Genomic DNA, 12,873 nt, shown 5'->3' with positions numbered 1-12,873 from the left:
AAAAACATTTTTTAGGAGGATTATTTTATGGAATTTTTCAACAGTGCAGTTGGTGTTTTGCAGACTCTCGTAGTGGCCCTGGGCGCAGGTCTTGGTATCTGGGGCGTTATCAACCTTCTGGAAGGTTACGGCCAGGACAACCCTGCTTCCAAAAGCCAGGGTATGAAACAGTTGATGGCCGGCGGCGGTGTCGCCCTCATCGGCATCACCCTTGTACCTCTGCTCTCCGGCCTGTTCGGTTGATCGTCCGGCGGTGATCGCTTATGGGCGGCATACTCGACAAACTCGATGAATGGCTCCGAGGTCTGCTCATCGAGGGGATCACGGGAAACCTGTCGGGCATGTTCGATACGGTCAATACCAAAGTAGGCGAGATCGCCGGTGAAGTGGGCCAGACGCCGCTGGCGTGGAACAGCGGCGTCTTTTCTATGATCCGAAACCTCTCTGAAACGGTGATCGTTCCAATCGCCGGGGTTATCCTGACATTTGTAATGTGTTATGAGCTGATCCAGCTTGTGACAGAGAAAAACAATCTGCACGATGTAGATACATGGATGTTCTTCAAGTGGATTTTCAAGACTTTCTGTGCCGTTCTCATTGTGACAAACACGTGGAATATCGTCATGGGTATCTTCGATGTGGGGCAAAGCGTTGTGAACAGCAGCGCAGGCGTCATCATCGGGAATACCTCCATTGATATCAGCAGCGTCATCACGGATATGGAGGCGCAGCTTGAAGCCCTGGGCACGGGAGAATTGTTCGGGCTGTGGTTCCAGTCCCTTTTCGTGGGGCTTACCATGAACGCCCTTTCCATCTGTATCATGCTTGTCATCTACGGCCGCATGATTGAGGTGTATTTGACGACTTCCGTTGGACCGATTCCGCTTGCCACTATGACAAACCGGGATTGGAGCCATACAGGACAGAACTACTTGAAATCCCTGTTTGCATTGGCATTCCAGGCATTTCTAATCATGGTGTGCGTGGGAATCTACTCTGTTTTGGTACAGAGTATCGCCACGGACGGAAATATTTCAGGCGCAATATGGGCCTGCATGGGCTACACGGTCCTGCTGTGCTTCGCCCTGTTCAAGACCGGCAGTCTCTCTAAGAGCCTGTTCGGAGCGCATTAAGGAGGCTTGATAAATTGGCGTATGTAACCATTCCAAAGGATTTGACGAAAGTAAAATCCAAAGTGCTGTTTGGGCTTACCAAACGGCAGCTTATATGTTTCGGAGCGGCGGCACTCATCGGAGTACCGCTTTTCTTTTTGCTCAGACGCACGGCCAGCAACAGCGCCGCCGCGTTCTGCATGATTATCGTCATGCTCCCGTTCTTTCTGCTCGCCATGTATGAGCGGCACGGCCAACCTCTTGAAGTGGTGGCCGGACAGGTCATCCGCTGTATGTTCCTGCGGACGAAAGAGCGGCCTTACCAGACAAACAATTTCTATGTAGCCCTGGAGCGGCAGGTCCAGGCGGAAAAGGAGGTGAAAGCCATTGTTCAGAAAGCGAAAGCCAAAGCCGCAGGCACGACAGGCGGCAAAACCCACGGTAAAGCTCACCGCCGCAGAAAAGCGTGAGATCAGCCGTATCTTGGAAACTGCCAGAGGCGACGGCAAGGTACATTCTGCACAGGACACCTTACCGTTCCGCCAGATGTACCCGGACGGCCTGTGCAAGCTGGACGACCACACCTGGTCGAAGTGTATCGAGTTCGAGGATGTGAATTATCAGCTTGCGAAACCTGACGATCAAACAGCGATTTTTGAAGCCCTCTGCGATATGTATAACGCCCATGACGCTTCTATCGGGATGCAGCTCTCCCTTGTGAGCCGCCGCATGAACCGGGAGGATTTTGTAAAGCGTATCGAGATCGCGGTGCAGGGAGATCACTTCGACCATATCCGTGAGCTTTACACGCAGATGCTCCGCAAGCAGCTTGAACGGGGCAACAACGGTCTTATCAAAACAAAGTACCTGACCCTCACCATCGAGGCACGGGACAGCAAAACCGCACGGGCACGATTTTCCCGGATCGTCATGGACGCCCTCAACCATTTCAAGGTCATGGGCGCTCTGGCAAAGGAGCTTGGCGGCAAGGAGTGGCTGGAAATGCTCCACGGCATCCTGCACCCGGACGGGGAACGGTTTGCCTTTGAATGGAGCTGGCTTGCCCCTTCCGGCCTGTCGCTCCAGGATTTTATCGCACCTTCCTCCTTCCGCTTCGGTGAAGCAAGGAAGTTCACGATGGCGGATAAATTCTGTGCCGCATCTTTTCTGCAGATCAGCGCACCGGAAATGGATGACCGTATGCTCACCGAACTGCTGGATACGGATAGCGGGCTGCTTGTCAGCCTCCATATCCGCAGCATGGACCAGAACGAGGCGATCAAAACGGTCAAGCGGAAGATCACCGACATTGACAGTATGAAGATCGACGCGCAGAAAAAGGCGGTGCGGGAAGGTTTCGATATGGATATCATCCCCACCGATCTTGCCACCTATGCCGGCGAGGCAAAGAATATCCTCCGTGACCTGCAAAGCAGAAATGAGCGAATGTTCCTGATGACCTTCCTGGTGGTGAATTTTACAGACAGCAAGCAAAAGCTGGAGAATGACCTTCTCCGTGCGGCAAGCGTGGCACAGAAATATAACTGCTCCCTGGTGCGGCTGGACTTTCAGCAGGAGGACGGCTTCGTGTCGGCTCTGCCACTGGGTGTCAACCGCATTAAGATACAGCGCGGGCTTACCACTTCGGCGGTGGCGGTGTTCGTTCCCTTCACCACACAGGAGATTTTCCACGGCGGCGAAGCCCTCTACTACGGGCTCAATGCCACTTCCGGCAATATGATCCTTGCCGACCGCAAAAAGCTGAAAACGCCCAACGGCATGATCTTAGGTACGCCCGGCAGCGGCAAGAGCTTTTCCGCAAAGCGTTCCATCGTGGGTGTGTTCCTGAACACAAAGGACGATATCCTGATCTGCGACCCGGAGGCGGAATATTTTCCGCTGGTGAACCGGCTGGAAGGCCAGGTCATCAAAATCTCTCCAACCAGCACGCAGTATGTGAACCCTATGGATATCAACCTCAATTACAGCGAGGACGATAACCCGCTGGCACTGAAATCCGACTTTATCCTGTCATTCTGCGAACTGGCGGCAGGTGGCCGGAACGGTCTGGAGCCGGTGGAAAAGACGGTCATTGACCGTGCCGTGCGGATCGTGTACCGCCCCTATATCGCAGACCCCCGCCCGGAGAATATGCCGCTGCTGGAAGATTTGTATGACGAGATCAAACGGCAGCCGGAGCCGGAGGCGCAGCGGATCGCGGCGGCACTGGAACTGTATGTGCATGGCAGTTTGAATGTTTTTAACCACCGTACCAATGTGGATATCAACAACCGCATTGTCTGCTTTGATATCAAGGAGCTGGGAAAGCAGCTCAAAAGCCTGGGTATGCTGGTGATCCAGGACCAGGTATGGAACCGTGTTTCCCAAAACCGGGATCAGGGCAAATCCACCTGGTATTTCGTGGACGAGTTCCACCTTCTGCTGCGCGGCGAGGTTGGTTCCTGGAGCGTAGAGATTTGGAAACGCTTTCGCAAATGGGGCGGTATCCCCACGGGAATCACGCAGAACATCAAGGACCTGCTTTCCTCCCCGGAGATCGAGAATATCTTTGAAAACAGCGATTTTGTGTACCTTCTGAACCAGGCCAGCGGAGACAGGAAAATCCTTTGCGAGCGCCTGAATATCTCCAACCAGCAGGCGGCGCATATCAGCAACGCAGGCCCCGGCGAGGGGCTGATCTTCTTTGGTAATGTGATTCTGCCTTTTGTGGATGACTTCCCGAAGGACAATGAACTTTACAGCATTATGACAACAAAACTTGGTGAAACCGGGAAAGGAGAAAACGAACATGAATGATCCCCGCTATTTGCATACGGAAGAAAAACAGGAGGGCGAAACCTTCTTTGATGTGATGAACCGGCTGATTGCCAGAAGTAAGGCGGTCACGGCGGATATGGAGGCGGTCCTTGCGGAGTTGGAAAGTGAGATCGAACCGTTCCGTGTACCGAAGGGCCATGAATAAACTGACCCATGTGAGCCTGTTTTCCGGCATTGGCGGTCTGGACCTGGCGGCGGAGGCTGCCGGGTTTGAAACCGTCTGCCAGTGTGAGTGGGCGGATTTTCCGCACTCCGTCCTCTCCGCACGATGGCCGGATGTTCCCAGGTTCCGGGATATTACTACTTTTACGAAGGAGGCGTTTTTTGAAAAAACAGGACTTGAAACAGTTACCGTTATCTCAGGCGGCTTTCCCTGTCAGCCCTTCTCCACCGCCGGAAAACGGAAGGGCTTTGCGGATGAACGCTACCTGTGGCCGGAAATGTGCCGCGTTATTACCGAGCTGCGGCCCCGTTGGGTGCTTGGGGAAAATGTTGCTGGCTTCATCAATATGGGGCTCGACAAAACGATCTTTGACCTGGCAAAAGCGGGATACGCTGTTCTCCCATTCGTATTTCCGGCTTGCGGCGTCGGCGCATGGCATGAGCGCCAGCGAACTTTTATCGTCGCGGCTGATGTTTCCCACACCCCTTGCCTCCGACAACAACACCGCCAGGGACGCGGCAAGCCTGGATGTGTTCCTGTCGGACAATGGGATATTCCGCAAGAGGAACCGAAACGGGGCGATTTGGAGCCTGAGCCTGTCGGCGGCGGTATTCTATCTGACCCCGGTGGCGTCGGACGGTTTCCGCTCAACCTTGAAGCCATCGGCCTTCGATCCGACGAAGAAGGACGGGAACCTGTCGGCGCAGATCATCTCCCAGGAGCGGCCGGTGTCCGAAACGGCAGCACTGAACCCGGATTGGGTGGAATGGCTCATGGGCTTTCCGAAAGGATGGACGGACGTATCCTCTGGGCCGCCGAACCGGAAGGAATCCCCCGCATGACCGAGCGCATGGATGACCGGGCGCTGCGGCTGAAAACATTGGGAAATGCGGTCTGCCCGCCCCAGGCCTATCCCATTTTCCGCTATATCGCCATGATCGAGAATGGCACCTGCGGCGACTTTTGCCCTTATGGAAAGGAAGGTGACTGCCTATGAGGGAACTGAAAGCGACCGATAAGATCGCGCAGAAAATGACCCGTGACGGTGCGGTATCGGAAAACCTTGCCACGGGAGAGGTGGAACATATCAGCAGCCGGGAGCCGGAAACGGAACTGTCCGCTTCTTCGGAAGAATCCGCTGGCGCTGCGGCTGATCTTGCCCTGCGTGCGGCGGAGCACCATGAGAAGAAAAGCGCACGAAAGGCTGAAAAGGCTGATACCCAGGCGGTGCGGGATGGTTCTGCTGCAAGGCAGCGCCCGTCCTCCCGTCTGCAATTCACCGAGGAAGAACGTGCCGATCCCGCACTTGGGAAATACATTGACCGTTCCGACCGTGCGGCGGATCGGCTGGATGCGGCAACGGCCGCTATCCCCACAAAGAAAGTTCTCCGTACCGAGCGTGTTTTTGACGAGACAGCCGGAAAAGGCAAAACGCAGCTTCACTTTGAAGAAGTAGAGAAACGCCCCAATGGACGCCTGCGGCACAATCCGCTTTCTCGGCCGGTCCATGAGATCGTCCACGCTGCCCATGCGAAGGTGCATGAGGTAGAGCAGGAAAATGTGGGTGTAGAGGCCGGACACAAAGGCGAGGTGTTGACGGAACGCGGGCTTGCCTACGGAAAAGGCAAAGTCCGTGCCGCCGTCCACCATCACCGCACAAAGCCCTGGCGTGACGCGGCGAAGGCAGAGCAGGCTTCTTTTAAGGCAAACGCCGACTACCTTTACCAAAAGGCACTGCATGATGATCCTGCATTGGCGGCTTCTAACCCGGTATCCCGCTTTCTGCAGAAACAGCGGATCAGGCGGAACTATGCAAAGGAGCTGCGACAGGCAGAGAAAACCGCAAAGAACACAGCGGCCACGGCGAAAAGTGCAGCGCAGAAAGCAAAGGACGCCTTCAAGGAAACATTCCTCTACATCAAGCACCATAGCCGGGCGGTGCTGTTGGTGATCGGCATTGGCACCTGTGTTGCCCTGCTGTTTGGCGGGGTATCTTCCTGTTCCATGATGGCAGGCTCCGGCGTGGGCGGTGTATTCACTTCTTCTTATCTCTCCGAGGACGCGGATATGCTGGCTGCGGAGGCGGCCTACTGCGAACTGGAGCAGGAGCTTCAATATGAGCTGGACCACTATGAGGCTCTGCATCCCGGATATGACGAATACCGTTTTGACCTGGACGAGATCGAGCATGACCCTTATGTGCTGATCTCCATTCTCACGGCGTTCCATGAAGGGGTGTTCACCATCGATGAGGTTCAGGCGGAGCTGCAAATGCTCTTTGAAAAGCAGTACATCCTGACGCAGACCGTGGAGGTGGAGGTACGCTATCGGACGGAGACGCGGACAGACAGCGAGGGAAACGACTATGACGTGGAAGTACCGTACAACTACTATATCTGCAAGGTAAAGCTGGAAAACTTTGACCTTTCCCATGTGCCGGTCTACATCATGGACGAAGAAACTCTTTCCCTGTATGCGGTCTATATGGCAACGCTGGGGAACCGGGAAGATTTGTTTCCAGGCTCCGGCTATGTAGACAAGTACACCAAACCGCCCACCACCTATGATATTCCGCCTTCCGCACTGGAAGATGAAACCTTTGCAGCGCTCATTACCGAGGCGGAGAAGTACATCGGCTATCCCTATGTCTGGGGCGGCAGCAATCCGAACACTTCTTTTGATTGCTCCGGCTTCGTATCCTGGGTGCTGACGCAAAGCGGCGTCTGCAATACGGGCAGACTGGGAGCCCAAGGACTCTACAATATTTCAACCCCGGTATCCTCTGCCAACGCAAGACCCGGCGACCTGATCTTTTTCGTCGGCACTTACGATACACCGGGCGTTTCCCATGTGGGTATCTATGTGGGCGGTGGAAAAATGCTGCATTGCGGCGACCCCATCCAGTATGCAGATATCAACACAAGCTACTGGCAATCCCACTTTTACGCTTTCGGGCGACCACCCTACAACTAAAAAACGATATGGAGGTAATTTGATTTATGGCAACGACACAGAAGATCCGCAATGACATTGCGAAAACCAAAGAAAAGATCGCGGAGCAGCAGAAACGCCTTCGTGCGCTGGAGGCTCAGCTTGCGGAGGAAGAAAATCTGGAAATCGTCCGCATGGTGAAAGCCGTGAAGATGGACAACAAGGAACTGACCGCTTTCCTGAAAGCCTATGCCAGCGGCATGATCTCCCTGCCGGAAGGTATGCTGCAGGAGGGCAACACCGAGAATGAGGAAACGGAGGGATACGAGGATGAAGCATAACTTTATGACAAAAATGGCATCGGCTCTTTTGGCGGTAGTGCTCAGCACTGCCGCTTTTTCTATCACCGCCTTTGCCAGCGGCGGCGAGGAAACCACCGTGTCCGTGGCTGAGCAGGAAACAGCCGAGGAAGTTTCTGATTTGCTTTCCGCTCTGGCAGGCAGCCAGGTCACGGTATCCGTCACCGAGGATGGTATCCAGTTCAGTTCCGGCGAAAATGACTCCGGGCAGACCGGCACCGTCACCACGGGCGGCGGCAATCTGAATGTCCGCACGGGTGCGGGAATGGATTATACCGCCTTCACCCAGCTTCCCAATGGAACGACCGTGAAGGTGATCGGCACGGACGGCGACTGGCTGAAGGTCATCCTGCCGGAGAAAGTCGGCTATGTCTATTCCGGCTACATGACGGTAAGTGACGGCGAGGCTGGCTCCGGGGGAGGTTCTTTCTCTCTGGACACGGAAACGCTGGAAAATCTGCTGGGTATGCTGGGCGGTGGTTTGAATGGCGGTGCCGCTTTGACGCCGGATGGGAACCTGTCACTGATCGACGATATTGGCAGCCCGACCGCCAGCGGCAAGCAGTTTATTACAGTGGAAACGAAGAACGGCAATGTGTTCTATCTCATTATCGACCGTGACGATGAGGGCGAGGAAACCGTGCATTTTCTGAACCAGGTGGATGAAGCCGATCTCATGGCACTCACGGAGGACGGAGAAAAGGCGGAAACGCCTATTGTCTGCACCTGTACGGAGAAGTGCCAGGCCGGAGCGGTCAATACCGCTTGCCCGGTCTGCGTAAAAAACTTTAGTGAATGTGTTGGCACAGAACAGAAAGCTGCGGAGCCCACCGAGCCGGAGAATCCGGAGCCTGAAAAGAAAAGTAATGCCGGGGCGATCCTGGCGGTGCTGCTGATCCTGGCAGCCGGAGGCGGCGCGGCGGTCTATTTCCTGGTGCTGAAACCGAAGCAGGGCAAGAAAGTTCCCGCTGATCTGGATGATTTCGACCTGGAGGATGAAGAAGAATATCTGACCGAGGACGAGGAAACGGAGGAAAAGAATGAGTAAACTGATTATCGCAGAAAAACCAAGTGTAGCAAAATCTATCGCGTCGGCCCTGGGTGCTTCATCCAGGGCCGATGGCTTTTATGAGGGCAGCGGCCTTCTCGTATCCTGGTGCGTGGGACACCTGGTATCCCCGATGGATGCGGGCGGCTATGACGAGAATTTCAAGAAATGGCGCTATGACGATCTCCCCATTCTGCCGGAGCCGTTCCGCTATGTGCTGGCATCGGGTAAAGAGGACGCCTTTGAAAATCTCCGTGCTCTGATGAATCGCTCCGACGTGGATACCATTGTCAATGCCTGTGACGCCGGGCGTGAAGGTGAACTGATCTTCCGGCTGGTGTATGAAATGACCGGCTGCCGCAAGCCGGTCCTTCGCCTCTGGATTTCCTCGATGGAGGACAGTGCTATCCGAGAGGGCTTTTCTGACCTGCGCCCCGGCGCCGATTATGAAGCCCTGTATCAATCTGCCCTCTGCCGTCAGAAAGCGGATTGGCTGGTGGGGATCAACGCCACTCGTCTTTTCTCCGTTCTCTATCACCGTACCTTGAATGTGGGCCGTGTTCAGACCCCCACACTGGCAATGCTGGCGGAGCGTGACGCGAAGATCACGCTGTTCCACAAAGAAAAATATCATCTGCTGCGCCTGATACTGGACGGAGCCGAAGCGGTGTCGGAGAAGTTCACCGATCCGGCAGAGGCGGAACAGGCAGCGGCCATGTGCAAGGGTGCGGCCGTCACCTGTACCTCTGTCACAAAGGAGCAGAAGAAGGAACAGCCTCCGAAGCTCTATGACCTTACCACCTTGCAGCGGGAGGCAAACCGCCTGTTCGGATACACAGCAAAGCAGACCCTTGACTACGCCCAGAGCCTCTACGAAAAGAAGCTGCTGACCTATCCTCGCACGGACAGCCGGTATCTGACCTCCGACATGGCAGAAACGGCTTCCTGCGTGATCCACCTGGCGGCAAAGCTGCCGCCCTTTGATGGCTGCGGCAACTTCTTTCCGCTGGTGGAGGCCATGATTTCCGACAAGGACGTATCCGACCATCACGCCATTATTCCCACGATGGAGATTGAAAAAGCGGATATCAAGGCTCTGCCTTTGGGCGAGCGTAATTTGTTCCTGTTGGTATGCTGCAAGCTGCTGTGTGCATCGGCGGAGCCGTATGTGTATGAGGCGGTCACGGCAACTTTCGACTGCGGCGACCATTCCTTCACCGTAAAGGGCAAGTGCGTCATCTCTGAAGGCTGGCGGGAAATCGACCGCATTTTCCGTGCATCCCTGAAAGAAAAGCCTGTGGATGGGGACGGCGATACGCTCCCAGACTTCACCGAAGGGCAGACTTTTGACGGCGCGGAGGTTGCTGTTACCGAGCATTTCACCCAGCCTCCGAAGCCCTACACCGAAGATACCCTCCTGTCCGCTATGGAGAACGCAGGCAAGGATGATATTCCCGATGAGGCGGAGCGAAAAGGTCTTGGCACGCCTGCGACCAGGGCAGCCATCATTGAAAAGCTGGTGGCAGCCGGATTTGTGGAACGTAAGGGCAAGAGCCTGATCCCCACAAAAGCCGGTATCAACCTTGTCACGGTCCTGCCGGAGCCGCTGACCTCTCCCATGCTGACAGCGGAATGGGAGCAGAAATTGACGGAGATCGCAAGGGGCGGCGCTGACCCGGATACCTTCATGGGCGGTATCCGCACGATGGTTCAAGAGATCGTGTCCACCTATTCCTGCATTTCCGAGGATGGCAAAAAGCTGTTTGCCCCGGAGAAGGAAGTGATCGGCACCTGCCCCCGCTGCGGCCAGCCGGTCTATGAGGGCAAGAATAACTTTGCATGTTCAGATCGGTCCTGCGGTTTTGTCCTCTGGAAAAATGACCGCTTCTGGACGAGCCGCAAGAAGGAACTGACAAAGAAGATGGCAACGGACCTTCTGAACAAGGGTCGTACCAATGTCAAGGGAATGTGGTCTGAAAAGAAACAGGCTGCTTATGACGCTGCGGTGATCCTGAACGACACGGGCGGCAAGTACATCAATTTCAAGCTGGAATTTCCAAAAAGAAAGGTTGGTGCTGATGGCAGAAAATAAGACTTTGGAACATTTACCCGAAGTGAGGGCGGCGGTAGCTGCCCTCTCCCCGGAGGACCGGGAGGTGCTGGCGGCGGTGCAGACCTCGCCCTTCAAGCTGACAGCGCCGGAGCAGTTCAAGGAGTTTGCGGCCAACATCGACTATTTCGTATTTGAGCCCAATATCCACGATCTGAACGATCTGGGGTGGCGGTATCTGGCACAGCACATGGATATGCTGCTGCCCCCGGAACTTCTGAAAGCGATCGACCCTGTTCCGTTTGGCAAGTACGCCATGCAGGAGGAACAGGGCCATTTTACGGAACACGGATATATTTCTCTTTCCGGCGACGAGTGGAATCATGAACGCCCTGCGGAGCCGGCGAAAAAGCCTTCCATCCGGGAACGGCTGGAACAGGGCAAGAAGGAATGTGCGGAAAAAAACAAGGCGCAGCCCCACAAGGAAAAGTCTGCGCCGGAACTGTAAGGAGGTGCTGATATGCCATATTACGATCACGACAAGGATTATCCCTTTGCCGCCTTTATCACCAATCTTGGGAAATATAACGAGGGCGAGCTTGTGGGCGAGTGGGTGAAGTTTCCCACCACCGCCGAGGAATTGAAGGAAGTGTTTAAGCGTATCGGGATCGGCCAGAAGGACGACTTCGGCCAGCCCTATGAGGAATGGTTCATCACGGACTATGACTGCTATGTGGACGGTCTTTACAGTAAGCTGGGTGAATATGAAAATCTGGACGAGCTGAATTATCTGGCATCGAAGCTGGATGAAATGAGCGAAAGCGAATACGCACAGTTTCAGGCCGGTATGGAAATGGGCGACCATTGCGGCAGCCTGCAGGAGATCATCAACCTCACCGAGAATCTGGACTGTTATGAGGTTTATCCCGATATCCATGACTATGACGATCTGGGCCGCTATTACATTGATGAGCTGGAGGTCATGCAGGTGCCGGAGCATCTGCAGAACTACATAGACTATGAGGCCTACGGTCGGGATGTGGCGATGGATGAAAACGGCACCTTCACGGATCAGGGCTATGTGCGTGATACGGGTGACAGTTTCCATGAGTATTACGACGGTGAGCGCGGCAGTATCCCCGACGAGTACCGGGTGATGACTTTTCAGGACGATCTTCCCGAAGAAGAAAAATCCGAGTGGGCTATGGATATCGCCTTTGACATGGATGAGTTTTTCCGTCAGAACGATCCGCAGTATGCGGCGGAGCACCCAGAGGCGCACGCCGCAAAGGAAGAAATTTACGAAAGCCTGATGGCCGGACGCATTTCCGCACTGGATGAAAAGCTGGCGGCGCTGGGGCAGACGCAGGAGGACTATCTTCCCTCGGAGATCGAAAAATTCAAGGACGCCACGGGCTATGAGGAATTTCTTGATTTTGACCCGGCGGAGGTCAAGGCAGCTTTGGAGGACCCGGAGAAGTCCCATGCGGATGAAATGCTGTCCGCTGCGGAAAGGGCTGCCTCGGAAAAGATGACTGTGCTTGTAGTGGAACCTATGAAGGAACCCTATGTGAAGGAGATCGACCCCAATCTTCATTCCCTGCAGGCGGAGGTCGGCGGAGACATTGGCGCAACTTATCCCTATTCTGACCCGGTGGCGCTGGTTTGCAATGATGAAGGAAAGCTCATCGGGCTTGACCTGAACCGTGGGCTGCGGGATGAAAATGGAAAAATTTATGATATCGTAGCAGGGACTTTTTTGGTGGTTGGACTTGGTGAGGAAGATTTTGCCTCCCTGTCCCCGGAACTGATCCAGAAATACACGGAACAGTTCAAAACGCCGGAACGATTTATGCAGATCAATGGCAATATCGTTGTTCTCCCTGTCCCGGCAGAGAAGCAAGACCTCGCTTATCTGCCAGACCGTTTTGAAACTGGCGAACGTGTGCAGACACCCAGGGGCAGCTTTCAGGTGACGGCTATGAGCCGGGAGCAGATGGAGGCAGCCGGTTATGGTGTCCACCATATTTCCGATGATGGAAAGTATCTTATCATGGGAAACGGTACACGGGCCTTTGCCGTGGCAGCGGAGCAGCCGGAAAAGGACAATCCTCTCCGCACCGCTGAAATGACGCTGGAGGATGACTACGGCATGATCGACGGTGTTATCAACAACGGCAGACGCGGCGAGGAATTGGAAAAAGCCCAGGAGTACGCAGAACGGACAACGCCGGAGAAGCCTTCCATCCGTGAGCGGTTAGAGGATGCCAAACGGGAATGTGCTGAGCATAAGCCCCCGGAGGGCAAGAAGCCCGGCCGTGATGTGCCGGAGCATGACTGCCTATGAGCCGAAGCAAGAAGTGGCGGCTAGA

Annotated in this window: 12 protein-coding genes; all 12 read left to right on the top strand. The window is 54.8% G+C overall.

The features are described 5' to 3' along the window. Nucleotides 1-27 precede the first annotated feature (27 nt). The 12 genes from V9W66_RS10380 to V9W66_RS10325 are packed head-to-tail and all read left to right on the top strand — an operon-like array spanning nt 28 to nt 12,848. On the top strand, nt 28-243 hold the full coding sequence (locus V9W66_RS10380) for a Maff2 family mobile element protein (RefSeq protein ID WP_005541840.1): 216 nt from the start codon (nt 28-30) through the stop codon (nt 241-243). Between the two features lie 20 nt (nt 244-263). Then, the gene (locus V9W66_RS10375) at nt 264-1,133 is read left to right on the top strand and encodes a VirB6/TrbL-like conjugal transfer protein, CD1112 family (RefSeq protein WP_021739912.1); all 870 of its coding nucleotides are present in this window, start codon (nt 264-266) and stop codon (nt 1,131-1,133) included. Nucleotides 1,134-1,147: 14 nt separating this feature from the next. Beyond that, on the top strand, nt 1,148-1,582 hold the full coding sequence (locus V9W66_RS10370; protein ID WP_186290068.1) for a PrgI family protein: 435 nt from the start codon (nt 1,148-1,150) through the stop codon (nt 1,580-1,582). After that, nucleotides 1,500-3,929 (top strand): VirB4-like conjugal transfer ATPase, CD1110 family, encoded by a 2,430-nt coding sequence (locus V9W66_RS10365; RefSeq protein WP_186290069.1) that lies wholly within the window; start codon nt 1,500-1,502, stop codon nt 3,927-3,929. Before V9W66_RS10370 ends, V9W66_RS10365 begins: the two co-directional genes overlap by 83 nt. Next, nucleotides 3,922-4,095, top strand: a complete 174-nt coding sequence (locus V9W66_RS10360) for a hypothetical protein (RefSeq protein ID WP_007705948.1) — start codon at nt 3,922-3,924, stop codon at nt 4,093-4,095. The genes V9W66_RS10365 and V9W66_RS10360 overlap by 8 nt, the downstream gene beginning before the upstream one ends. Beyond that, entirely contained in the window at nt 4,088-5,110 is a 1,023-nt protein-coding gene (locus tag V9W66_RS10355) for a DNA cytosine methyltransferase (RefSeq protein WP_144094169.1), read from the top strand. The genes V9W66_RS10360 and V9W66_RS10355 overlap by 8 nt, the downstream gene beginning before the upstream one ends. Continuing rightward, entirely contained in the window at nt 5,107-7,086 is a 1,980-nt protein-coding gene (locus tag V9W66_RS10350) for a C40 family peptidase (RefSeq protein WP_144094170.1), read from the top strand. Before V9W66_RS10355 ends, V9W66_RS10350 begins: the two co-directional genes overlap by 4 nt. Before the next feature lie 26 nt (nt 7,087-7,112). Beyond that, nucleotides 7,113-7,385 carry a DUF4315 family protein gene (locus V9W66_RS10345; RefSeq protein ID WP_005541834.1) on the top strand — a complete coding sequence of 91 codons (273 nt, stop codon included), beginning with the start codon at nt 7,113-7,115 and terminating at the stop codon, nt 7,383-7,385. Beyond that, nucleotides 7,375-8,451: a CD1107 family mobile element protein gene (locus V9W66_RS10340; RefSeq protein WP_144094171.1), complete on the top strand. Its 1,077-nt coding sequence runs from the start codon at nt 7,375-7,377 to the stop codon at nt 8,449-8,451. Before V9W66_RS10345 ends, V9W66_RS10340 begins: the two co-directional genes overlap by 11 nt. Continuing rightward, nucleotides 8,444-10,543, top strand: coding sequence for a type IA DNA topoisomerase (locus tag V9W66_RS10335; RefSeq protein WP_144094172.1), 2,100 nt, complete (start codon nt 8,444-8,446; stop codon nt 10,541-10,543). The genes V9W66_RS10340 and V9W66_RS10335 overlap by 8 nt, the downstream gene beginning before the upstream one ends. Next, nucleotides 10,530-11,009 carry a hypothetical protein gene (locus V9W66_RS10330; RefSeq protein ID WP_144094173.1) on the top strand — a complete coding sequence of 160 codons (480 nt, stop codon included), beginning with the start codon at nt 10,530-10,532 and terminating at the stop codon, nt 11,007-11,009. Before V9W66_RS10335 ends, V9W66_RS10330 begins: the two co-directional genes overlap by 14 nt. A 12-nt stretch (nt 11,010-11,021) precedes the next feature. Then, the gene (locus V9W66_RS10325; protein ID WP_144094174.1) at nt 11,022-12,848 is read left to right on the top strand and encodes an antirestriction protein ArdA; all 1,827 of its coding nucleotides are present in this window, start codon (nt 11,022-11,024) and stop codon (nt 12,846-12,848) included. The last annotated feature ends 25 nt before the right edge of the window (nt 12,849-12,873 follow it).

It is taken from the genome of Blautia massiliensis (ex Durand et al. 2017), assembly GCF_051861785.1.
Taxonomy (GTDB): Bacteria; Bacillota; Clostridia; order Lachnospirales; family Lachnospiraceae; genus Blautia_A; species Blautia_A luti_A.
Note: the sequence above shows the minus strand (reverse complement) of the source record. Positions and strands in the feature narration are given on the sequence as shown.

Coding starts and splice junctions, on each gene's coding strand:
- V9W66_RS10375 (WP_021739912.1), top strand. CDS start 264: ATGGGCGGCATACTCGACAAACTCGATGAATGGCTCCGAGGTCTGCTC.
- V9W66_RS10345 (WP_005541834.1), top strand. CDS start 7,113: ATGGCAACGACACAGAAGATCCGCAATGACATTGCGAAAACCAAAGAA.
- V9W66_RS10340 (WP_144094171.1), top strand. CDS start 7,375: ATGAAGCATAACTTTATGACAAAAATGGCATCGGCTCTTTTGGCGGTA.
- V9W66_RS10380 (WP_005541840.1), top strand. CDS start 28: ATGGAATTTTTCAACAGTGCAGTTGGTGTTTTGCAGACTCTCGTAGTG.
- V9W66_RS10325 (WP_144094174.1), top strand. CDS start 11,022: ATGCCATATTACGATCACGACAAGGATTATCCCTTTGCCGCCTTTATC.
- V9W66_RS10330 (WP_144094173.1), top strand. CDS start 10,530: ATGGCAGAAAATAAGACTTTGGAACATTTACCCGAAGTGAGGGCGGCG.
- V9W66_RS10355 (WP_144094169.1), top strand. CDS start 4,088: ATGAATAAACTGACCCATGTGAGCCTGTTTTCCGGCATTGGCGGTCTG.
- V9W66_RS10335 (WP_144094172.1), top strand. CDS start 8,444: ATGAGTAAACTGATTATCGCAGAAAAACCAAGTGTAGCAAAATCTATC.
- V9W66_RS10350 (WP_144094170.1), top strand. CDS start 5,107: ATGAGGGAACTGAAAGCGACCGATAAGATCGCGCAGAAAATGACCCGT.
- V9W66_RS10360 (WP_007705948.1), top strand. CDS start 3,922: ATGAATGATCCCCGCTATTTGCATACGGAAGAAAAACAGGAGGGCGAA.